Origin of the sequence: Pseudomonas sp. 21, from assembly GCF_000955805.1 — a bacterium.
Lineage (GTDB): Bacteria > Pseudomonadota > Gammaproteobacteria > Pseudomonadales > Pseudomonadaceae > Pseudomonas.
This window is the reverse complement of record NZ_JYOA01000007.1, coordinates 537,088-558,825: the sequence shown is the minus strand read 5'-3', so window position 1 is coordinate 558,825 and position 21,738 is coordinate 537,088. Positions and strand designations below refer to the sequence as shown.

General features: G+C 67.2%; 23 protein-coding genes. 10 read left to right on the top strand and 13 right to left on the bottom strand.

Going from position 1 to position 21,738, the window contains the following annotated elements; translation table 11 throughout:
• The first annotated feature begins 46 nt into the window (after positions 1–46).
• A complete protein-coding gene (locus tag UB43_RS18135) occupies positions 47–1,555 on the top strand; it encodes a YdgA family protein (protein ID WP_045213629.1) in 1,509 nt (502 codons plus the stop codon).
• 145 nt (positions 1,556–1,700) lie between these two features.
• Here UB43_RS18135 and trpA read toward each other — a convergent pair whose 3' ends face one another.
• Positions 1,701–2,507 (bottom strand): tryptophan synthase subunit alpha, encoded by an 807-nt coding sequence (trpA, locus tag UB43_RS18130; RefSeq protein WP_045213627.1) that lies wholly within the window; start codon positions 2,505–2,507, stop codon positions 1,701–1,703.
• On the bottom strand, positions 2,504–3,712 hold the full coding sequence (trpB, locus tag UB43_RS18125; protein ID WP_045213624.1) for a tryptophan synthase subunit beta: 1,209 nt from the start codon (positions 3,710–3,712) through the stop codon (positions 2,504–2,506). Before trpB ends, trpA begins: the two co-directional genes overlap by 4 nt.
• A gap of 299 nt (positions 3,713–4,011) precedes the next feature.
• Here trpB and UB43_RS18120 point away from each other — a divergent pair, with 299 nt between their 5' ends.
• The 5 genes from UB43_RS18120 (at position 4,012) to UB43_RS18100 (ending at position 6,575) form a co-directional block, all read left to right on the top strand.
• A complete protein-coding gene (locus UB43_RS18120) occupies positions 4,012–4,908 on the top strand; it encodes a LysR family transcriptional regulator (RefSeq protein ID WP_045213621.1) in 897 nt (298 codons plus the stop codon).
• Between the two features lie 101 nt (positions 4,909–5,009).
• Entirely contained in the window at positions 5,010–5,225 is a 216-nt protein-coding gene (locus UB43_RS18115; protein WP_017518905.1) for a dodecin, read from the top strand.
• Between the two features lie 162 nt (positions 5,226–5,387).
• Complete coding sequence (locus UB43_RS18110) at positions 5,388–5,609, top strand: DUF1161 domain-containing protein (protein ID WP_045213619.1); 222 nt, start codon at positions 5,388–5,390, stop codon at positions 5,607–5,609.
• A gap of 215 nt (positions 5,610–5,824) precedes the next feature.
• On the top strand, positions 5,825–6,247 hold the full coding sequence (locus UB43_RS18105) for an OsmC family protein (protein ID WP_045213617.1): 423 nt from the start codon (positions 5,825–5,827) through the stop codon (positions 6,245–6,247).
• Between the two features lie 91 nt (positions 6,248–6,338).
• Positions 6,339–6,575 carry a DUF1161 domain-containing protein gene (locus UB43_RS18100; RefSeq protein WP_045213615.1) on the top strand — a complete coding sequence of 79 codons (237 nt, stop codon included), beginning with the start codon at positions 6,339–6,341 and terminating at the stop codon, positions 6,573–6,575.
• A gap of 38 nt (positions 6,576–6,613) precedes the next feature.
• On the opposite strand, the gene UB43_RS18095 is transcribed toward UB43_RS18100, so the two are convergent.
• From UB43_RS18095 to UB43_RS18085, 3 genes are all read right to left on the bottom strand, one after another.
• Positions 6,614–6,976, bottom strand: a complete 363-nt coding sequence (locus tag UB43_RS18095; protein WP_045213612.1) for a hypothetical protein — start codon at positions 6,974–6,976, stop codon at positions 6,614–6,616.
• A 109-nt stretch (positions 6,977–7,085) separates the two neighbouring features.
• A complete protein-coding gene (locus UB43_RS18090; RefSeq protein WP_045213609.1) occupies positions 7,086–7,526 on the bottom strand; it encodes a lipoprotein in 441 nt (146 codons plus the stop codon).
• Between the two features lie 43 nt (positions 7,527–7,569).
• A complete protein-coding gene (locus UB43_RS18085; protein ID WP_045213607.1) occupies positions 7,570–7,986 on the bottom strand; it encodes a lipoprotein in 417 nt (138 codons plus the stop codon).
• A gap of 64 nt (positions 7,987–8,050) precedes the next feature.
• On the opposite strand from UB43_RS18085, the gene UB43_RS18080 reads away from it, so the two are divergent.
• Positions 8,051–9,142, top strand: coding sequence for an aminopeptidase (locus tag UB43_RS18080; RefSeq protein ID WP_045213605.1), 1,092 nt, complete (start codon positions 8,051–8,053; stop codon positions 9,140–9,142).
• A gap of 25 nt (positions 9,143–9,167) precedes the next feature.
• Here UB43_RS18080 and UB43_RS18075 read toward each other — a convergent pair whose 3' ends face one another.
• Both UB43_RS18075 and UB43_RS18070 read right to left on the bottom strand, forming a co-directional pair.
• Positions 9,168–10,691 carry a 3-hydroxyacyl-CoA dehydrogenase gene (locus tag UB43_RS18075; protein WP_045214196.1) on the bottom strand — a complete coding sequence of 508 codons (1,524 nt, stop codon included), beginning with the start codon at positions 10,689–10,691 and terminating at the stop codon, positions 9,168–9,170.
• 47 nt (positions 10,692–10,738) lie between these two features.
• Positions 10,739–12,370, bottom strand: coding sequence for an AMP-binding protein (locus tag UB43_RS18070; RefSeq protein WP_045213603.1), 1,632 nt, complete (start codon positions 12,368–12,370; stop codon positions 10,739–10,741).
• A 210-nt stretch (positions 12,371–12,580) separates the two neighbouring features.
• Between UB43_RS18070 and UB43_RS18065 the strand changes: the two genes are divergently transcribed.
• Positions 12,581–13,366 (top strand): IclR family transcriptional regulator, encoded by a 786-nt coding sequence (locus tag UB43_RS18065; RefSeq protein ID WP_045213601.1) that lies wholly within the window; start codon positions 12,581–12,583, stop codon positions 13,364–13,366.
• A gap of 482 nt (positions 13,367–13,848) precedes the next feature.
• Here the strand turns inward: UB43_RS18065 and UB43_RS18060 are convergent, their stop codons facing one another.
• The 4 genes from UB43_RS18060 to UB43_RS18045 form a co-directional block, all read right to left on the bottom strand.
• Positions 13,849–14,979, bottom strand: coding sequence for an acyl-CoA dehydrogenase family protein (locus UB43_RS18060; RefSeq protein ID WP_045213599.1), 1,131 nt, complete (start codon positions 14,977–14,979; stop codon positions 13,849–13,851).
• Between the two features lie 10 nt (positions 14,980–14,989).
• The gene (locus UB43_RS18055; RefSeq protein WP_045213597.1) at positions 14,990–16,180 is read right to left on the bottom strand and encodes an acyl-CoA dehydrogenase family protein; all 1,191 of its coding nucleotides are present in this window, start codon (positions 16,178–16,180) and stop codon (positions 14,990–14,992) included.
• A 10-nt stretch (positions 16,181–16,190) separates the two neighbouring features.
• A complete protein-coding gene (locus UB43_RS18050; RefSeq protein ID WP_045213594.1) occupies positions 16,191–18,284 on the bottom strand; it encodes a 3-hydroxyacyl-CoA dehydrogenase NAD-binding domain-containing protein in 2,094 nt (697 codons plus the stop codon).
• 135 nt (positions 18,285–18,419) lie between these two features.
• Entirely contained in the window at positions 18,420–18,704 is a 285-nt protein-coding gene (locus UB43_RS18045) for a hypothetical protein (RefSeq protein ID WP_045213592.1), read from the bottom strand.
• Positions 18,705–18,883: 179 nt separating this feature from the next.
• Here UB43_RS18045 and UB43_RS18040 point away from each other — a divergent pair, with 179 nt between their 5' ends.
• On the top strand, positions 18,884–19,834 hold the full coding sequence (locus tag UB43_RS18040; protein ID WP_045213590.1) for an alpha/beta fold hydrolase: 951 nt from the start codon (positions 18,884–18,886) through the stop codon (positions 19,832–19,834).
• 1 nt (position 19,835) lies between these two features.
• Here UB43_RS18040 and UB43_RS18035 read toward each other — a convergent pair whose 3' ends face one another.
• Both UB43_RS18035 and UB43_RS18030 read right to left on the bottom strand, forming a co-directional pair.
• A complete protein-coding gene (locus UB43_RS18035; RefSeq protein WP_045213588.1) occupies positions 19,836–20,291 on the bottom strand; it encodes a GNAT family N-acetyltransferase in 456 nt (151 codons plus the stop codon).
• A gap of 56 nt (positions 20,292–20,347) precedes the next feature.
• Entirely contained in the window at positions 20,348–21,265 is a 918-nt protein-coding gene (locus tag UB43_RS18030; RefSeq protein ID WP_045213586.1) for a LysR family transcriptional regulator, read from the bottom strand.
• 97 nt (positions 21,266–21,362) lie between these two features.
• On the opposite strand from UB43_RS18030, the gene UB43_RS18025 reads away from it, so the two are divergent.
• Positions 21,363–21,650 carry a DUF2218 domain-containing protein gene (locus tag UB43_RS18025; RefSeq protein ID WP_045213585.1) on the top strand — a complete coding sequence of 96 codons (288 nt, stop codon included), beginning with the start codon at positions 21,363–21,365 and terminating at the stop codon, positions 21,648–21,650.
• The last annotated feature ends 88 nt before the right edge of the window (positions 21,651–21,738 follow it).

Genomic DNA, 21,738 nt, shown 5'->3' with positions numbered 1-21,738 from the left:
GGTCGACAGGATGTCCCCCGTTCGGCCGCACCTGAAAGGACTCAGCATGAAAAAGACCGCCCTGGCCATCGCCATTCCCGTTGCCATCGTCGGCGCCGCCGTTGCCGGCGCCTGGTACACCGGCAGCCGTGTCGAGCAGGAAGTGAACCGCGGCATCACCGAAGCCAACGAACTGTTTGAGCAGGAAGCTCCCGGCCTGGGCGCCCACCTGACCCTGGTGGACATCCAGCGTGGCCTGCTCTCCAGCACCGCGCGCTACAACCTCTCCTTCACCGGCAAGGAAGGCGAAGAGCCGCAGATCCTGGTGTTCACCGATCGCCTCGAACACGGCCCCTTCCCGGCTTCGCGCCTGGCGGCCGGCAAGCTGGCGCCGGTCATGGCGCAGAGCCATTTCGCCCTGGAGCAGAACGAGCTCACCGCCCCACTGTTCACCGCCGCTGGCGGCAAGGCCCCGCTGTTCGGCGAGCTGACCATCCATTACGACCAGAAGCAGGAAGGCGCCGTCGAGACCGCCGCGCTGGAGTTCGCCAAGGACAGCGACAAGCTGCGCCTGTCTCCGGCCAAGATCACCTTCAACGTCTCCGGCGACAAGAAGGACGTGAGTGCCGTGGGCAACCTCGCCGAGGTCGACCTGGACTTCACCGACGAGAACACCGGTCAGCCGGCGCGCGTACAGCTGCGTGACCTGGGCATGCAGGGCGACAAGAAGGAAAACGCCAACGGGTTTGCCCTGGGCCCCAGTTCCGCCACCATCAAGAGCCTGAACATCAAGTCGCCGGGCGCGCCGGAAGTCGAACTGCGCGACGCCGTGGTCGAAGAGACCCTCAAGCAGGGCGGCAAGGGCCTGGACCAGAGCGTTTCCTACCGCGTCGGCAAGGTCGTGGTTCAAGGCCAGGAGATCGGCGGCGTGAAGCTGGACCTGAGCCTGCGCAACCTCGACGAGGGCGTGCTCAAGACCTTCAAGGAGTCCTACAACAAGATGGCCCTGGACAGCCTGGAAAGCACCGAGCTGACCCCGGCGCAGGAAGAGGAGCTCAAGCGTCTGGGCCTGGCCCTGCTGGAAGGCTCGCCGGTGCTGTCGCTGGACGAGCTGTCCCTGCAGACCAGCCACGGCGTAGCCAAGGCTTCGCTGTCGGTCGACCTGCGCAAGCCCAACGCTGCCGCCGCTACGCCGGACGAGATGGCGCGCAGCATCCTGGCTGCACTCAAGGCTGACCTGAAGGTGGACAAGGCGGTGATCGGCGACATCGTCGCGCTGCAGGGCTCGCTGGGTGGCGAGGCTGCTGGCAGCGTCGATCCGGTGGCGCTCAAGCAGCAGTCCGACGCCATGACCGACCTGTTCAGCGGCATGGCCCTGAACTCGCAGTGGGCGGTGCTCGACGGCAACGCACTGTCCAGCTCGCTGGCCTACGCCAACGACCAGGTGAAGTTCAACGGCAAGGACATGAGCGTGCCGGAATTCATGGCCTTCGCCATGGGCTCCGCGCAAGGCCTGGGCCTGGGTGGTCCGGCTGCCGGCGGCGAGGAAGAGCCGCAGGAAGAGAGCGTGGAATAAGCCTCGCCTGAAATGAAAAAGCCCGGCATTCGCCGGGCTTTTTCATGCTTCCTGTAGGAGCGAGCTTGCTCGCGAACCTTCCCAGCATCGGAGCTGCCGGCAATAACTGTTCGCGAGCAAGCTCGCTCCTACAAAAGAGCAATCTTCAACGAGCGCTGCGTACACCTTCGGCCAGCTGACGGCACAGGCCGAGCACGCTCTGTACCGCGTCGGCGGAGCTGGTGGCTTCGGCGATCTTGTCGATCAGCGCCGAGCCCACCACCACGCCATCGGCCAGGCGGGCGATGCTCGCCGCGTGTTCCGGGGTGCGGATGCCGAAGCCGATGGAGACCGGCAGGTCGGTGTGGCGACGCAGGCGCGCCACGGCTTCCGCGACGTGGTCCAGGGTCGCCGCACCAGCGCCGGTCACGCCGGCCACCGAGACGTAATAGACGAAGCCGGAGCTGCCTTCGAGCACGGTCGGCAGGCGCTTGTCGTCGGTGGTCGGGGTGGTCAGGCGGATGAAGTCGATGCCCGCGGCCTGGGCCGGGTGGCAGAGGTCTTCGTTGTGCTCAGGCGGCAGGTCCACGACGATCAGGCCGTCGACGCCGGCCTCTTTCGCGTCGGCGATGAACTTGTCCACGCCGTAGTAATGGATCGGGTTGAAGTAACCCATCAGCACCAGCGGGGTGGTGTCGTTGCCGGCGCGGAATTCGCGAACCATCTTCAGGGTCTTGGCCAGGTTCTGGCCGTTGCCCAGGGCGCGGATGTTGGCCAGCTGGATCGCCGGGCCGTCGGCCATCGGGTCGGTGAACGGCATGCCCAGCTCGATCACGTCGGCGCCGGCTTCGGGCAGGCCCTTGAGGATGTCCAGCGAGGTGGAGTAGCCCGGATCGCCGGCGGTGATGAAGGTCACCAGGGCGGCGCGGTTCTGCTGTTTGAGTTCGGCGAAGCGGGTCTGCAGGCGGCTCATGCTTGCGGCTCCTGTTGCATGTGGTGCATGACGGTCTGCATGTCCTTGTCGCCACGACCGGACAGGTTCACCACCATGATGTGGTCCTTGGGCAGGTTCGGCGCGCGCTTGAAGACTTCGGCCAGGGCGTGGGAGGACTCCAGCGCCGGAATGATGCCTTCCAGGCGGCAGCACTGGTGGAACGCGTCGAGAGCTTCGTGATCGGTGATCGAGGTGTACTCGACGCGGCCGATGTCATGCAGCCATGCGTGTTCCGGGCCGATGCCGGGGTAGTCCAGGCCGGCGGAAATGGAGTGCGCGTCGATGATCTGGCCGTCCTCGTCCTGCAGCAGGAAGGTACGGTTGCCGTGCAGTACGCCCGGTACGCCGCCGTTCAGGCTGGCCGCGTGCTTGCCGGTCTCGATGCCGTGGCCGGCGGCCTCGACGCCGATGATCTTGACGCTGGCGTCATCGAGGAACGGGTGGAACAGCCCCATGGCGTTGGAGCCGCCGCCGATGCAGGCGACCAGGGAGTCGGGCAGGCGCCCTTCCTTCTCGGCCAGCTGCTCGCGGGTTTCCTTGCCGATGACGGCCTGGAAGTCGCGGACCATCGCCGGATACGGATGCGGGCCGGCCACGGTGCCGATCAGGTAGAAGGTGTTGTGCACGTTGGTCACCCAGTCGCGCAGCGCTTCGTTCATCGCGTCCTTCAGGGTGCCAGTGCCGGCGGTGACCGGGATCACCTCGGCGCCCAGCAGCTTCATGCGGAACACGTTGGCCTGCTGGCGATCGATGTCGGTGGTGCCCATGAAGATCACGCATTCCATGCCGAAGCGCGCGGCCACGGTGGCGGTCGCCACACCGTGCATGCCGGCGCCGGTCTCGGCGATGATGCGTTTCTTGCCCATGCGCTTGGCCAGGAGGATCTGGCCGATGCAGTTGTTGATCTTGTGCGCGCCGGTGTGGTTCAGCTCTTCGCGCTTCAGGTAGATCTTCGCGCCGCCGCAGTGCTCGGTCAGGCGCTCGGCGAAGTACAGCGGGCTCGGGCGGCCGACGTAGTCGCTCTGGAAGTAGGCGAGCTCCTTCTGGAACTCCGGATCTTCCTTGGCCATCTCGTACTCGCGGGCCAGATCGTGGATCAGCGGCATCAGGGTCTCGGCGACGTACTGGCCGCCGAAGTGGCCGAACAGGCCCTTGGCGTCTGGACCGGTGCGCAGTGTGGACATGGGATCACTCCTGGATCGTGTCTCTTTCCGAGACAGTGTGCCTGGGCTCCCCCTCTCCCCGGCCCTCTCCCTGAAGGGCGAGAGGGCCGTATGTGCCGGCTGATACCGAGGTTTCAACCTGCACCGAACAATCCCCTCTCCCGCTTGCGGGAGAGGGTCAGGGAGAGGGGCTCTGGTCTTGCAGGAGCGGCCATGGCGGCGCGGCTCCTGCGAATGCTGCTCAGGATACGGCTGCGTGATGACGGGGAAAAGCGATAAGATCGCCATGACATGTCAGGAAAACTCACGGATAGAACGCCATGAGCCGAGACCTCCCACCGCTCAACGCCCTGCGCGCCTTCGAAGCTGCCGCCCGCCTGCGCGGTGTGAGCGCGGCGGCTGATGAGCTGAGCGTTACCCACGGGGCAATCAGCCGGCAGATTCGTCTGCTCGAAGAAGAGCTGGGCGTGACCCTGTTCGTCAAGGAAGGGCGCGGCGTAAAACTCACCGATGCCGGCGTGCGCCTGAGCGAAGTGGCCAGTGATTCCTTCGAGCGCCTGCGCAGCGTCTGCGCCGAGCTGCGCCGCCAGGCTGGCGGTGACGCGCCGTTCGTCCTCGGCTGCCCCGGCAGTCTGCTCGCTCGCTGGTTCATCCCCCGCCTGGACCGCCTGAACCGCGACCTGCCGGACCTGCGCCTGCAGCTTTCCGCCAGCGACGGCGACCTCGACCCGCGCCGTGGCGGCCTCGACGCCACCTTGTGCTTCGCTACGCCGCCCTGGCCGGCGGACATGCGCGTGCTGGAGCTGGCGGTGGAAAGCATCGGCCCGGTGCTCAGCCCGCGCTCCCCACGCTTCGAGCAGCTGCGCGAGGCCCCCGCCGGGGCGCTATTGGGCGAGTCGCTGCTGCACACCGTATCGCGCCCGCAGGCCTGGCCGGAATGGGCCGCGCGCCACGGGCTGGACCCGACGCGGCTGAAGCTCGGCCAGGGCTTCGAGCACCTCTACTACCTGCTGGAAGCCGCCGTGGCAGGCCTTGGCGTGGCCATCGCGCCGCAGCAACTGGTAGCCGATGACCTCGCCGCCGGCCGCCTCGCCGCGCCCTGGGGCTTCGTCGAAACCACCGCGCGGCTGGCGCTGTGGGTCCCCGAACGTCGCGCCGATCCGCGCGCCGAACGCCTGGCGAGCTGGTTGCAGGTGGAGCTGAACGGCCGGGCGTAAACTCTGAACCGCCCCCGTTTGCCGTCGGTCCACCCCTCTACTACTGTCCATTGAGCGCGCTGGCATTCTGCCTGTGCGCCGCCAGACCCAGGAGAGAGGCAATGTCCAATCACCACACCTACAAGAAGATCGAGCTGGTCGGCTCCTCGCGCACCAGCATCGAGGATGCGATCAACAACGCGCTGGCCGAGGCGGCCAAGAGCATCGACTTCCTGGAGTGGTTCGAGGTGGTGGACACCCGCGGGCACATCGAGAACGGCGCGGTGGGGCACTACCAGGTGACCATCAAGGTCGGCTTCCGCATCGCCAACAGCTAGATCGCCTGCAGCTCGATCCTGTTTGTCGAGGGCCGTTTGTCACGCGGCTCTTTTGTCACGTGCTGCTGCCATGGTGGCGAGGCGCGTGGTCGTGCGTACCGGGGTAGCCCGGTTTTCCGGCCCGTTCGGGCCTTTTCTGTGAACGACGAGGGAGCGTTACCGATGAAGAAGTTCCTGATCGCTGTGGGGGTCTTCGCCCTGGCTGGCAACGTCTATGCCGCCGGCAAGCCGTGCGAAGAGCTGAAGTCGGAAATCGAAGCGAAGATCAAGGCCAAGGGCGTCGCCTCTTTCAACCTGGAGGTCGTCGACAAGGGCAGCGCGGGCGGCAAGCAAGTCGTCGGCACCTGCGAAGGCGGCACCAAGGAAATCCTGTACTCCAAGTAAGCGCCTGGACCTGAATCGAGGCCGGGCTCCGCGAGGGGCCCGGCCTTTTTCATCGCACTTGCTGCCTGTAGGAGCGAGCTTGCTCGCGAACGGTGCTCGCCGGCAGCTACTCGGCTGGGTGGGTTCGCGAGCAAGCTCGCTCCTACGAAAAGCTGAACCCCGCAAACCTTCCCGCCCTCGAACGTCCTGACTGCAACCCACGCGGAGGACGCGACATGAAGAAATCGGCATCGGCCCACTGGCAGGGCGGCCTGAAGGACGGCAAGGGCTCGATCTCCACCGAAAGCGGCGCGCTCAAGTCGCAACCCTATGGTTTCAACACCCGTTTCGAAGACAAGCCGGGCACCAACCCGGAGGAACTGATCGGCGCAGCTCATGCCGGCTGCTTCTCCATGGCGCTGTCGATGATGCTCGGCGAGGCCGGCCTGACGGCCGAGAGTATCGATACGAAGGCCGAAGTCAGCCTGGAAAAGCTCACCGACGGTTTCACCATCACCGCCGTGCACCTGACGCTGAAGGCGAAGGTGCCGGGCACCGACGCGCAGACCTTCCAGGCCATCGCCGACAAGGCCAAGGCCGGCTGCCCGGTCTCGCGGGTGCTCAACGCGCGCATCACCCTCGACGCCAGCCTCGATTGAGCCCACGGGGCACTCTGTTGCACGGTGGAGGTCCACCGTTAGGATAGGGTGCCCCGCCGTGGGGCTTTGACGAGGGAATGTGATGACGACGATGAAGTGGGCCGTGGCGACGGGCGTGGCGGTGCTGCTGGCGAGCGGCGCGAGCTGGGCGGCAGTGAAGCCCTGCGAGGAGCTCAAGGCCGAGATCGAGACCAAGATCCAGGCCGCCGGGGTGACCTCCTATACCCTGGAGATCGTGGACAAGGCCGAGGTGAAGGACCCGAACATGGTGGTCGGCACCTGCGACAACGGTCAGCGGCGGATCATCTACCAGAAGAACGACGGCTGAGCGCGGCGCTCGACCGGGCAAGCACGCCTTGCGCGCGACTAAAGATCCAGCAGGTAACCCACCACGGCGGCGCTCAGCGCCAGCGCCGAGAACACCAGCGCCGGTTTGGACGTCAGCAGCCCGAGCAGCATCTGGCCGCCCTTGCGACGAGCCTCCCAGCGGATCTTGCGTAGCTCTTCGGCGGCCTCGGGGTGAATGTCGCGGATGAAGTACGTGCTGGAGTAGATCAGGTAGCGCGCCTGATTCATCTCGCTCACATTGGGGCAGGCGATGGAGAACAGCGGGCTGCCGTCAGGGGCCACGCCGACATTGAAGACGTAGGAGTCCAGCCCGTGCCGGCGCAGGGCCGAATTCAGGTACTCGGCCAGCGCTTCTTCCTTGAAATCGAGCAGCGTGTGCATGTGTTCGCGAGTCTCCGCTCACTGGGAGCGCGACTGTACGACAGGATGCTGCGCGGGAGGAACTGCCTACAGGAACGCGCTGGCGCCCCGCCCCTCTGCAGGTTGTGGCTCAGAACGGCCCGCAGCGCACCGCGCCCTGGAAATCCGTCTTCGCTACCAGCTTGCCATCGGCGTCCGTCAGCAGCGCCAGGGCGCTGCGCAATTGCGGACGCAGCTCCAGCAGGTAGCGCTGGCCGGCGGCGAAGTCGTCGTAGGTGACCTTGACCCGGCAGGTCAGTTCCGAAGGGTCGGTCATCTGGCCCATGCCACCGCCGCTGGAGACCTCGTACTGGAAGCGCACCACCAGTTCGTGGCGTCCCGGCGTCACCTGGTAGAAGCGGCCGTCGTTCACCGACTGGCCATCCAGGCGTTCGGCCATCAGCGTCTTGCCCGGCGTGGTGTAGAGGTCGATCCAGGCCATCTGCGGGTCGTGGACCGGCAGCGGGCTGGCGCAGCCGGCGAGCAGGGCGAGGCCCAGGGGAAGGAGGCCGGGAAGATGACGCGGGCGCATGGAGGCTCACCGTGGGATGGGTTCATCCCACAGCATACCCCGCTCAGGCCTTGGCGCAGCCCCGTTCGCGGCCGCGGGCGATTTCTCCGCCCTGGGCGTCATAGAGCTTGGCCCAGGGGCGGAAGCCGATGCTGCCGGTCTCCAGGCGGTAGCGCTGGCCGGCGCTGAAGTCCTTGTACTGCACGGTGATCTCGCAGTCGCGCCACAGCGCCTCGTCCACCGGGCCGATGTCCACCGGCTCGACCTGGAACTGGAAGCGTACGCGCAGTTCGTGGGAGCCCGGGTCGACCTCGAAGTAACGGGTGCTGGACCATTCCTTGTTATCCACTTCCATGGCCGCCAAGTCGCTCTGGCTATTGGTGTCCAGATCGACCCAGGCGCGGTTCGGGTCCGGCTGGGGCATCAGCATCGAACAGCCGCTCAGGGCGAGCAGGCCGGCAGGTATGAGGAGGGCGCGCATCGGTGGGGCTCCTGGGTCAAGGGGGCGGCAGCGAGCGGACCAGGCCCTGTGCTATGTTCCGCGCATGCCCTTCCGCCTTCTTATCCCGACACTCGACAGCCGCCTGTGCCGCTGGGTTCCCTGCCTGGCCATCTGGGCGCTGAGCGGTTGTTCCACTGTGGGTTATTACGGCCAGTTGGCGGACGGCCAGTTGCGCCTGCTCGCCGCCCGCGAACCGGTAGCCGAAGTGGTCGCCGACCCGACCCGCGACCCCGCGTTGCGCCAGCGCCTGGAGCTGTCCCAGGAGGCCCGCGCCTTCGCCAGCGCCGAGCTGGGCCTGCCGGACAACCAGAGCTACCGCCTCTACGCCGACATCCACCGACCCAACGTGGTGTGGAACGTGTTCGCCACGCCCGAGCTGTCGCTGCAGCCACTGACCCACTGCTTTCCCATCGCCGGCTGCGTGGCCTACCGCGGCTACTACGGCGACAAGGGCGCGCAGGCCGAGGCGAAGCGTTTGAAGGAGCAGGGGCTGGATGTCTACGTCGGCGGCGTGGAGGCCTATTCGACCCTCGGCTGGTTCGACGACCCGATCCTCAGCAGCATGCTGCGCTGGGGCGACCAGCGCCTGGCCGAGACGATCTTCCACGAGCTGGCGCACCAGAAGTTCTACCTGCCCGGCGACACGGCATTCAACGAGTCCTACGCCTCCTTCGTCGAGGCCGAGGGCGGCCGCCGCTGGCGCGCCGCGCGCCATCTGCCGGACGAATCGCCGCTGCTGGCCGAGCAACGCAAGCGCTTCACCCAGCTGGTGCTCGATGCCCGCGAGCGCCTGCAGGTGCTCTATGCCAGCCCGCGCAGCGACGCCCAGAAGCGTACCGGCAAGCAGGCCGAGTTCGAGCGCCTGCGCCGCGACTACGCGCGGATGCGTGATGAGGACTGGGGCGGCAAGGCGCCCTTCGACGCCTGGGTCAACGCTCCGCTGAACAATGCCAAGCTGCTGCCCTTCGGCCTCTACGACCAGTGGGTGCCGGCCTTCGCCGCGCTGTTCGCCCAGGTCGGCGGCAACTGGCCGGCGTTCTATGCGCGGGTGGAAAAGCTCGGGGCGCTGCCGCCGGCAGAACGCAAGGTCGCGCTGGAGAAGCTGAAGGCTGGGGAGTTCCTCAGCTTCCGCTGAAGTCTGCGCAGCTTCAGGTTGAGCGTCACTCCGGTCTGTCCGGGCTGTGCAGCGGCAAGTCCAGCTGCACGCGGCGGCGCAGCCATGGGCTGGGCCGGTAGCGCGCCTCACCGTAGCAGACCTGCAGGCCCTGGAGGATGGTGAGGATGCGCGCTGCGCCGTAGTGCTCGCCGAAGGCCAGCGGGCCCAGGGGATAACCCAGCGCCAGTTGCACCGCGCGGTCCAGCGTCACCGGGGTGGCGATGCCGCGCTGGGCGATCTCGCCGCCAAGGTTGACGATCCCGGCAACCACCCGCTGGCTGATGAAGCCGGGCGAATCGTTGATCACTTCCACCGGCACGCCGTCGCTGCCCAGCGCCTGGCGCGCCTGGGCTTCGAGCTTGGGGTCGAGTGCCGGTTGGCGCATCAGTACGCGGCGGCGGTCCAGTTCGGTGAAGGTCTCCAGCGCCAGGCTGCGTTCCGGCGGCAGGCCGAGTGCGTCGATGCGCGTGCTGGCATCCACGCCCAGCGGGGTGACCAGGCAGATGGCGCGGGACGACGGCGCCTCGCCGGTTTCCAGCACCACGCCGCCGAGGGTGAGGATCGCCGCCACGCGGTGGCGCAGTTCCGGGTCCTGGCTGTCGAGCCAGTACGGGCGATTGAGCAGCACGCTGTCGTGCTGCTCCTCGGGCTCGCGCACGGCCTGGCCGTCGCGATAGCGGTAGAAGCCCTCGCCGCTCTTGCGCCCCAGCAAGCCGCCGGCGACGCGCTGTGCGGCCAGCGGCGACGGGGTATAGCGCGGGTCCTGGTAGAACTGCTGGTAGAGCGATTCCATCACCGCGTGGGAAACGTCCAGGCCGGTCAGGTCGAGCAGTTCGAACGGCCCCATGCGAAAGCCCACGCCGTCGCGCAGGATGCGGTCGATCTGCGCCGGGCTGGCGATGCCTTCGCCGAGGATGCGCAGTGCTTCGGTGCTGAAGGCGCGGCCGGCGTGGTTGACGATGAAGCCGGGGCTGTCCGGCGATACCGCCGGGTAATGCCCGGCCTGCTCCGCCAGACGGCTCAGGCGGCGCACCACCGACTCGCTGGTGCGCTGGCCGCGCACCACTTCGACGATGCGCATCAGCGTCACCGGGTTGAAGAAGTGGAAGCCGGCGACCCGCTCCGGATGCTGGCAGCGCGCGGCGATGCGGGTGACCGAGAGCGACGAGGTGTTGCTCGCCAGCACGGCATCCGGCGCCACGCGTTTTTCCAGCTCGGCGAGCAGCGCCTGCTTGGCGCCGAGGTCCTCGATGATGGCCTCGATCAGCAGGTCGCAGTCGGCCAGTTCATCCAGGCTGTGGGTCGGCAGCAAACGCTGCATCGTTGCGTCGAGGCCGTCCGCGGCGAGCTTGCCCTTGGCCACCGCGCGCTCCAGCAGCTCGCGGTTGAAGGCCAGCGCCTGCTCCACGGTCTGCGGGTTGCTGTCGTACAGGCGTACCGACTTGCCTGCGCTGGCGAACAGCTGGGCGATGCCGCGGCCCATGGCCCCGGCGCCGATCACGCCAATACGGTGGAAGGACTCGGTCATGCTGCGGGTCTCGTCGTGCGCACCTGCTTCAACCATAGACGCTGTGCTCACGCGGTGGTCCTTTTGGCCAGTTCCAGGTCGCGCAGCTGACGGCGCAGCAACTTGCCGACGCTGGTCTTGGGCAGCTCGTCGAGCACCTCGACGACGCTCGGCACCTTGTAGCCGGTGAGGTGCTCGCGGCAGTGGGCGATGATCTGCGCCGGTGCCAGTGACTCATCCTTGAGGCTGACGAACAGCTTCACCGACTCGCCCTTGCGCTCGTCCGGCACACCGATGGCCACGCACTCGCGCACGCCGGGGTGGCGCATCACCGCGTCTTCCACTTCGTTGGGGAACACGTTGAAGCCCGAAACCAGGATCATGTCCTTCTTGCGGTCGACGATCTTCAGCATGCCGTTGGCGTCCAGCTCGGCGATGTCGCCGGTCTTCAGCCAGCCGTCCGCGGTCAGCACCTGGGCGCTTTCCTCCGGGCGCTGCCAGTAACCCTGCATCACCTGCGGGCCGCGCAGCCACAGTTCGCCGGGCTGGTCGGGGCCGGTATCGTTGCCCTCCTCGTCCACGGTGCGCAGTTCGGTATCCACCAGCGCCTGGCCGACATAGCCCTCGCGGTAGGGGCTGAGCAGCGTGCCGGTGGAGACCACCGGTGACGCCTCGGTGAGGCCGAAGCCTTCGCGCACCGGCGCGCCGGTCGCCGCTTCCCAGCGCCGGCCCACTTCGCGGTTCAGCGGTGCACCGCCGGAGGTCACCCACTTCAGGTGGCTGAAGTCGATGGCGGAGAAGTCCGGGTGGTTCATCAGGCCGACGAACAGGGTGTTGATCCCGCTCATCAGGGTGAAGGGATAGCGGCGCATGGCGCCGATGATCTCGTCGAGATTGCGGCCGTCGCGGATGAAGACGGTGTGCAGGCCCATGCCCACCGAGCTCAGCAGGTTCGTCGAGAACGCCATGATGTGGTACAGCGGCAGCGGCGCGATGCGCACGTCGGTGGCCGGCTCCAGCAGGCCGGGGCGCAGGAACAGCTCCAGGGTCTGCACGACGTTGGCGATCAGGCTGCGGTGACTGAGCATCGCGCCCTTGGACACGCCCGTGGTGCCACCGGTGTACTGCAGCAGCGCGAGGCGATCCAGGCCCGGCTCGGCAGTCACCGGCGGTGCCTCCGCGCCCAGGCGCAGGGCCTGCTGGAAGCGCGTGCAGTCAGCCTCGTCGCTGTCGAACTGCGGACGCTCGATGTCATCGATCGAGGTCAGCAGCACCTGCCGCACCTCGCTTTGCGCCTGCACGCCGCGCAGCAGTGGCAGCAGGCGATCGAGCAGGAGCACGGCGCTGGCGCCGGAGTCGGCCAGTTGGTGGCGCAGCTCGCTGGCGGTGTACTGCGGGTTGGTGTTCACCAGCACCACGCCGGCCTTCAGCGCGCCGAAAGTGGCGATGGGGTACTGCAGGGAGTTGGGCAGCATCAGCGCCAGGCGATCGCCGGGTTGCAGGCCGGCGTGGTGGCGCAGGTAGCGGGCGAAGGCGTCGGCCTGGCGGTCCAGCTCGGCAAAGGTGAGATGGCTGTCGCCGCAGGAGAACGCGAGGCGCTCGGGGAATGCGCGACAGGCATCGCGCAGCAGGTCGTGGAGGTTCTGGTAGGCGTGACCGGCAATCTCGCGGGCCACGTGACCGGAGGGTTGAGCAGACATCGACTTCTCCGTTTCTTTTTCGAGCCTGTATTGGCTCTGGATTCGAATTGTTGTTCTGCACAGCGAAACATCGTGTCGAAATCGATGGTATGCGATAGGCTAACCCTGCGCAATGAGCACACGCGGACCGCTGCGTGGCGACGGGGCTATCTGCTATCGTTCGCCCGCGCCGCGCGTGGCGCCGCAACTGCAATCCCCCGCCGAGGCCCCATGAGCGACGAAGTCGAAGACATCAGCAACCCCAAGGACCGCAAGTACGTCGAGGCCCTCGCCCGCGGACTGGACGTGTTGCGCGCCTTCACCCATGGCTCGGTGGTGCTCGGCAACCAGGAAATCTCGCGGATCACCGGCCTGCCCAAGGCAACGGTGTCGCGCATGACCTACACCCTCACCCAGCTGGGCTACCTCTGCTATTCGCAGCAGCACGAGAAGTACCAGCTGGATTCCGGCGTGCTGGCGCTGGGTTACGCCTACGTCTCCAACCTGCGCGTACGCCAGCTGGCCAAGCCGTACATGGACGCCTTCGCCCGTCGCACCAACACCACGGTGGGCCTGACCTGCCGCGACTGGCTGTCGATGATCTACGTGGAAAACTGCCGCCCGCCGGAAGCCACTTCCCTGCGCATGGACGCTGGCGTGCGCCTGCCGCTGGCCACCACCGCAGCCGGCCGCGCCTACCTCGCCGCGACCCCTCAGCAGGAGCGTGAGCACCTGTTGTCGGCGCTGCAGGAGCGCCACGAGGGTGACTGGGCGGCGATGCGTGCTTCGCTGGATGCCTCCTTCGAGGAGTACTACGAGCACGGTTTCTGCCTGTCACTCGGCGACTGGGACCGCAACGTGCGCGCTGCCGGCGTGCCGCTGCGCCTGGCGGATGGTGGCCTGATGGCGCTGACCTGCGGGGCGCCGTCGTTCCAGCTCAGCGAAGAGACACTGCGCGGGTCGCTGGCCCATGAGCTGGAAATCCTGGCGCGGGATATCGAGAGCCTCGGGGCCTGATTTTTTCCGCGATGCTTTTCGTTGGGTGTTTCTGCGCCGCTTCGGCTTGTGCTGGGACTTCCTGTTTCGCCCCCTCGGGCGAGTTACTTTTCCAAACGACGGATGGCCGCCCCCCGGAAAGTAACCAAAAGGCTTGCCCCTCCATCCGGTTTTTCGCCTAGGCGAAAAATTCCCTCGTCGAAGCGAAGTTTCAGGGGCCCGAACTAGGCGTCCCCCCACGACAGGCCATCCCTGGCCCATCGTGGCTCTCGCGACATCCACGTCGCTCAACCCCTGAAACTTCGCTTCAACGAGGCCTCCTGAAAGGGGCGGTCTGGAGTGCGCGGATGTTTCTCTGGAAGCCTTCGAGGGCAGAAGCCGGAGCCGGGACGCGGGGCAGGCTTTTCCTGTAGGAGCGAGCTTGCTCGCGAACCGCCCAGCATCGGAGCCGCCGGTGAATCCTTTCGCGAGCAAGCTCGCTCCTACAAGGGCTGGCGTGTTAGTTACGCCACTTCCATCAGTCCTGCGTACACCTTCAGGTGATGATCGTCATCGCCCAGCTGGTGGCTGAGCATCACCAGCCGCTTGGCGTGGTGCGCGAGGACGTATTCCCAGGTCATGCCGATGCCACCGTGCAGCTGGATCGCCTGCTCGGCCACGTAGCGCGCGGCGCGGGTGACGATGAACTTGGCCGCCGCCAGGGTGCGGCTGCGCTCGGCGCTGTCGGGCTGGTCGGCGACGCAGGCGGCGAGGATCGCCATGCTGGTGGCCTGTTCCAGCTCGCTGCGCATGTCCACCATGCGGTGCTGCAGCACCTGGAACTTGCCGATCGGGATGCCGAACTGCTTGCGCGTCTTCAGGTAGTCGAGGGTCAGCGCGCAGGCTTCCTGCAGACTGCCGAGGGCTTCGGCGCACTGCGCGGCGATGGCGCGGCCCTGCTGGTAGCGCAGCGCCGCTAGCGCGTCACCCGGCGTGCCGATGGCCTCGCCGATGGCGCCGTCGAGGAACAGCTCGCAGGCGCGCTGGCCGTCCACCGTCGGGTATTCGCGGCGACTGACGCCAGCCTGCTGCGGGTCGACCAGGAACAGGCCGATGCCCGCCTCGTCCCGCGCCTGGCCGGACACCCGTGCCGAGACCAGGATCGCCGTGGCGCCCTGCCCGCCGATCACCACCGCCTTGCGGCCGCTGAGCTTCCAGCCGTCGCTGGTTTGCTCCGCGCGGGTCTGCACGTCGTGCAGTTGGTAATGGCTTTGCGGCTCTTCCAGCGCGACGGCCAATGGCGCCTCGGCGCTGGCGATGCGCGGCAACCAATACTCCTTCTGCGCCGCGCTGCCCAGTTGGGCGATCAGGCCGCCGGCATGCACCACCGATTGCAGGTACGGCTCCAGGCACAGGCCGCGCCCCAGTTCGGTGAGCACCAGCATGCTTTCCACGCCGCCGCCGAAGCCGCCGTGGCTTTCCGGCAGCGACACCGAGGTCAGCCCCAGTTCGCCGAGCTGGCGCCAGAATTCGACGCTGTAGCCCCGCTCGCTCTGGCTGAAGCCCTCGCGCTTGTCGAACGGGTAGGCGTCGCGCACCAGGCGCGCCGCGGTGTCCTGCAGCATCTGCTGCTCTTCGCTCAGTTTGAAGTCCATGCTCAGCCCCTCACAGCTCGAGAATCATCTTGGAGACGATGTTCTTCTGGATTTCGTTGGAGCCGCCGAAGATCGACAGCTTGCGCAGGTTGAAGTACTGGCTGGCGGGCGCCGCCGAATAGTCCGCGTGCAGCGGCTCGGCGCCCAGCTCGAACTCGTCTTCGATGAAGGGCAGCGCGTAGGGGCCGAGCACCTTGCGCAGCAGGTGGCTGATGGCCTGGCGGATCTCGGTGCCCTTCACTTTCAGGATCGAGCTTTCCGCCCCCGGCACGCCGCCTTCGCGGGCGGCGGCGAGGATGCGCAGGGTGCTCATCTCGATGGCCATCAGCTGCATTTCCACCTCCGCCACCTGGGCGCGGAACAGCGGGTCTTCGAGCATCGGCTTGCCGTCGCAGAGTTCGCGACTGGCCACGCGCTTGAGGTGCGCGAGCACCGCCTTGGACGCGCCGATGCCGGCGAGCCCGGTGCGCTCGTAGGTGAGCAGGTACTTGGCGCAGGTCCAGCCTTCGTTCTCGCGGCCGACGAGGTTTTCCACCGGTACGCGCACGTTGTCGAAGAAGACCTCGTTGACCTCGTGTTCGCCGTCCAGGGTGATGATCGGGCGCACGGTGATGCCCGGCGTCTGCATGTCGATCAGCAGGAAGCTGATGCCGCGCTGCTGCTGCGCCTCGGGGTCGGTGCGCACCAGGCAGAAGATCCAGTCGGCATGCTGGCCGAGGGTGGTCCAGGTCTTCTGGCCATTCACCACGTAGTGATCGCCGTCGCGCACCGCGCGGGTCTTCAGCGAGGCGAGGTCGGAGCCGGCGCCCGGCTCGGAGTAGCCCTGGCACCACCAGTCGGTGCCGTCGAGGATGCGCGGCAGGTAGTGCGCCTGTTGCTCGGGCGTGCCGAACCGGATGATCACCGGGGCGACCATGTTGACGCCGAACGGCACGGTGCGCGGGGCGCCGAAGGCGGCGCATTCCTCCTCGAAGATGTGCTTCTGCACGGCGTTCCAGCCGGTGCCGCCGTACTCCTCGGGCCAGTGCGTAGCGTACCAGCCCTGCTCGGTCAGCACGCGCTGCCAGCGCTGGTGGTCGCCCTTGTTCAGGTGCTTGCCCAGGCGCACCTTGGTGGCGATGTCCTTGGGCAACTTGGCTTCGAGGAAGGTGCGGACTTCATCGCGGAAGGCCAGTTCGTCGGGGGTGAAGTGGATGTCCATGGCAGGTCCTCTACAGATCGGCGAAGCGGCGGCCGTCGGCCACCAGGCGTTCGAGCAGCGGCGCGGGCTTCCACCAGGCGCCGAGGCGCTGGTGGAACTCGCGGATTCGTTCGAGCACGCGGGCAAGGCCGACGCTGTCGGCATGGAACAGCGGGCCGCCGCGCCAGGCGGGGAAGCCGTAGCCGTTGAGGAAGATCACGTCGATGTCGCTGGCGCGCTGGGCGATGCCTTCGTCGAGGATGTTCGCCGCTTCGTTGATCAGCGCGTAGACGCAGCGCTCGACGATTTCCTCGTCGCTCACCGGCCCGCGGGTGATGCCACGGTCGGCCGCGGCCTGTTCCAGCATGGCCGGCAGCGCCGGGTTGTCCTGCGGGGCGCGGCCGCTCTCGCCGTACTGGTAGAAGCCGGTGCCGGTCTTTTGCCCGAGCATGCCGGCGGCGATCAGGTGGTCGAGCACGGTGGGCAGGGTCTGGCCGGGTTTCAGGTTCGGCCGCTGGCGCGAGCGGATCGCGTGGCTGATGTCCAGGCCGGACATGTCACGCACCGCCAGCGGCCCCATGGCCATGCCGAAGGCGCGCAGCGCACGATCCACCTGCGCCGGTGTGGCGCCCTCCTCCAGCAGGAACTCGGCCTGGCGGCCGTACTGGAAGATCATGCGATTGCCGACGAAGCCGTCGCACACGCCGACCACCACCGAGACCTTCTTCAGGCGCTTGCCCAACTGCATGGCGGTGGCCAGAACGGCGTCCGAGGTGGCCTTGCCGCGCACCACTTCGAGCAGGCGCATGACGTTGGCCGGGCTGAAGAAGTGCAGGCCGACCACGTCCTGCGGACGCTTCGTGAAGGCGGCGATTTCGTCGAGGTCCAGCGAGGAGGTGTTGCTGGCGAGGATCGCGCCGGGCTTGCAAACGGCGTCCAGTTGCTCGAAGACCTGGCGCTTCACTTCCAGGCTTTCGAACACCGCTTCGACCACCACGTCCACGTCGCCCAGCGCGGCGTAATCGAGTACGCCACTGATCAGGCCCATGCGCCGCTCCATCTCTTCGGCACCCAGGCTTCCGCGCGCCACACTGGCGGCGTACAGGCTGCGGGCGCGGTCGAGGCCGCGTTGCAGGGCTTCGTCGTTCACCTCCAGCAGCTGCACCGGGATGCCGGCGTTGGCAAAGCACAGGACGATGCCCACGCCCATGGTGCCGCCACCGATCACCGCGGCGCTGCGCACCTCGCGCGGTTGGGTCTCGGGCGCGAGGCCTTCGACCTTGGCCGCTTCGCGCTCGGCGAAGAAGGCGTGGATCTGCGCGGCGCGCTGCGGAGATTCCATGCATTGCTGGAACAGCGCGCGCTCGCGGGCGAGACCCTCGCGCAGCGGCAACTGGGTGGCGGCTTCGACGGCGTCGATGCAGCGCTGCGGGGAGAACTGGCCGGGCAGGCGTTTCTGCACCTCGCCGCGCTTGTGGGCGATCAGATCGGCGAGGCCGGCTTGCTGTACGCGCTCGTTGCGCTCGCCCGTGCGGCGCGGACCCTTGCCGTCCGCCAGCAGGCGTTGGGCGAAGGCGAGGCCGGCTTCGACCAGGTCGCCGTCGATGAGCTCGTCGACGACATTGAATTCGAGGGCTTCCGGGGCGCGGATCGGCGTGCCGGAGACGATCATGTCCAGAGCCTTTTCCACACCGGCCAGGCGCGGCAGGCGCTGGGTGCCGCCGGCGCCGGGGAGCAGGCCGAGCTTCACTTCCGGCAGGCCGACCTGGGCGTCGCGGCGGGCAATGCGGTAATGGCAGGACAGCGCCACCTCCAACCCGCCGCCCAGGGCAGTGCCGTGGATCACGGCGACGCTGGGCTTGGTCGAGCTTTCGATGATCTCGACCACCTCGGGCAGCGAGGGGGCTTGCGGCGGTTTGCCGAATTCGCGGATATCGGCGCCGGCCATGAAGGTGCGCCCGGCGCAGACCAGCACCACGGCGCGTACCTGCGGATCGGCCTCGGCCTGCTGGAAGGCGGCGAGCAGGCCTGCGCGGACGGACTGTCCGAGAGCGTTCACCGGTGGGTTGTCGACCGTCACCAGGGCGATCTCTCCCCGGCGTTCGAGCTGTACCGCATCTGACATGCTGAACTCCGTTTTAGCGTAGTTTTAACGGAATGATGTTTCGCTGTGCAGAATACGATGCTGTTTTTTGTGGATTGATTGCAAGCCCTTTTCAGCGGTCGGCCGGGAATCCTCCAGCGCGCCAGCACGGAAACATCAGGGCCGCTGCGTACTTCCAGCGACCAGCAGGTCGCCGTGCAACTCGCAGTAGCATTCGTCGTTCCAGCCGTAGTGCGGATCGCGGCAGATCGAGTGGCGGACCGGGCCGGACTCCCCCGGCGCGCGCGTTTTCAGGCTGTCGCGCAGGGCCGCGTAGATCGAGCCGGGCTGCGGCCAGTCGGTGCGTACCGGGCCTTCGCCGAGCTGATTGCCGGCGCGCAGTTCGGCCCGCAGGATGGCGTCGAGTTCCGCGCAGAGCCGGGCGGTGGGGTGGCGTCTCATGGGCGTCCTTCCTGGGGAGGATCGGCGGTGGCGCCGGGTATTATCCGCGGCTTTGTCGCGTTGCTTCGCCGAGCGGGGCGCATTGCCAGGCGGAAAGATTCCTGTATTCGCCTGGTGAATGGGGTTCGGCCGGCGCGCCGGGCTTGGCATAGTGAAGCTCATCCTTTGCGGAGCGCGCCATGAACGAGTTCGAACACCAGATGCTGGCGGTCAACGGCATCCAGCTCAGCCTCTACAGCTGCGGCCCGGCGGATGGCAAGCCGGTGTGGATGCTGCACGGTTTTCCCGAGTGCTGGCATTCCTGGCAGCACCAGATGCGCGCCCTCGCCGCTTCCGGCTACCGCGTGTTCGTTCCGGAGATGCGTGGCTACGGCCAGACCAGCGCGCCACAGGAAGTGGACGCCTACGATGTGCTGACGCTCTGCGCGGACATCCAGGGCGCCATGGATGCACTGGGACACGAGCGCGTGGCGATGGTCGGGCATGACTGGGGCGCGCCGGTGGCGTGGCACCTGGCGCTGCTGGAGCCACGGCGCGTACAAGTGCTGGCGACGCTCTCGGTGCCCTTCGCCGGCCGCGCGAAGCGCCCGCCAGTGGAGATCATGCGCGAGGTGTTCGCCGGCAAGTTCTTCTACATCCTCTACTTCCAGCAGCCCGGTCGCGCCGAGGCCGAGCTGGATGCCGACATCGCATTGAGTCTGCGCCACTTCCTCGGTGACAACGTACGCCTGGCGCCGGATCAGTCCCCCGACGGCCGCCTGTTCGACGGCCTGCCGCCACCTCCGGCGCATCCGGACTGGTGCAGCGCCGAGGACTTCCAGTGGTATGTGCGGACCTTCGAGGGGCGTGGTTTCCACGGCGCGCTGAACTGGTACCGCAATTTCGAGCGCAGTTGGCAGCGCACCGAGCCGCTGGCCGGGCGCAAGGTCGAGCAACCGACGCTGTTCCTGATCGGCGACCGCGACCCGGTCGGCCGCTTCGAGGCCTACACCGTGCAGCGCATGCCCGAGCATGTGTCCAACCTCGAGCAGCATGTGCTGCAGAACTGCGGCCACTGGATCCAGAGCCAGCAGCCGGAGCGGGTCAACGCGCTGCTGGGGGATTTCCTCGTCCGGCATTACCCGGCCTGAATCAGGCCTCGCGGCGCATCCCGATGTGCGGGATGTCGTCTTCCAGGTAGACCTCGGTCACCGGCGTGAAGGCGTAACGACCGTAGTAGCCCTGCAAGTGCGCCTGGGCCGAGAGGTACACCGGCAGTCCCGGCCAGCGCTGGGCGATGGCCTGCAGCGCCTGCTCCATGAGCTGGTGCCCGAGGCCGGTGCCGCGGCCCTGCGGGGCGATCACCACGCGGCCGATCACCACGTCGCCGTCGTGGCGCTGCGGATCGAGCAGGCGCAGGTAGCCGACCAGCTGGCCATCGGCTTCCACCATCAGATGGCAGGTATCGCCGACCAGGTCCAGGCCATCGACTTCCTGGTAGGGGCATTTCTGTTCCACCACGAAGACTTCGGTGCGCAGTTGCAGGATGGCGTAGAGCTCTTCCTTGGTCAGGTCGCGGTGGTGCTTGCAGGTCCAGTTCAGGGCCATGTCGTGTTCACTCCGATCATCGAGGTGGCGTCTTCGGAGCTGCATGGTATCGCGCCTCAGACCGGCGCGTGGAAGCGCAGCGTGGTCGAGCCGCCCAGGTGCCGGCGTAGCGCTTCGATGGCGACCTTCACCTTGGCCGGCTGGGCATCACGGCGCGGGGTGACGGCATAGATGCCGAACGGCGGCAGCGTCCAATCCGGCAGCAGTCGCACCAGCCTGCCCTCCTCCAGTGCCTCGCGCACTTCCGGCTCCGGCTGTGCGGAAACGCCGAGGCCGTCGAGGGTGAACTGGCGCAGGGCGATCATGCTGTTGGCAGCAACGCGCGCCTCCAGTCGAAGCTTGCAGCTTTCCCCGTCCGGCCCGCTGAAGTTCAGGTAGGCCTGGTGCGCCACGGTATTCAGCGAAAGCCAGTCAACGCCCTGCAGTTGCTGCGGATGGTCGATCACCGGCATGCGCCGCAGGTAGGCGGGCGCGGCGCAGATGACGTTGTTCCACTCCGCCAGGTGCCTTGCCACCAGGCTGGAATCGGACAGGCTGCCGACGCGGATGGCGAGGTCGATGCGCTGCTCGATCAGGTCGATCTGCTCGTCGTGGAAGAACAGTTGCAGGCGCAACTGGCGGTGGTTCTCCAGCAACGGGCGCAGCGCCTCGGTGATCAGCTTGCCGGAGAAGCCCACCGGCGCGGCGAGGCGCAACTCTCCCACGGGTGCCTCACGCCATTCGCCCAGGCGTTGCTCGGCCTCCTCGGCGATCGCCAGCATCTGCGCGCAACTGCGGTAGAAGGCTTCTCCGGCCTCGGTCAGCGTCAGCTTGCGGGTGGTGCGATGCAGCAGCGTGACCTGGGCATGCGCTTCGAGCTTGCGGATCTGCTGGCTGACCGCCGAAGGCGTCATGCCCAGCGCTTCGGCCGCAGCGGCCATGGAGCCGCGGGCGACCACGGTGGCGAACACGGCCATGCCGCGAAGATTGTCCATTGTGAAGCTCCGCTAAAGAGTGAAAGGCAAAATAGCGGGTTTTTCCCTTGATTGCCGGCGCCTAGGATGTCATCTCCCAAAATGGAGAAGAGAAAAGATGCCTTCGAGCCGTGCCACCGTCCCTACCCCCGATGCCGCGCGCTACCTCAAGCGCCTGTGCAACCACTTCGCCCACAAGCTGCCGGTCGAACTGACTGACGACCGTGGTGTGCTGCCCTTCGATTTCGGCACCTGCCGCCTGCACGCGACCCCGGAAGCGCTGCTGATGGATGCCGAGTCCGCTGATGCGGATGGCCTCGAGCGCCTGCAGAACGTGGTCGTCAGCCACCTCGACCGCTTCGCCTGGAAAGAAGGCCAGCTGCCGGTGAACTGGCAAGCCGCCTGACAGCGCTGGCAAAAAGCGCAAAACGAAAAAACCCGGCCATGGCCGGGTTTTTTCTTGCCTGGAAAAAGCCAGGCGTCGCTGAGACTCC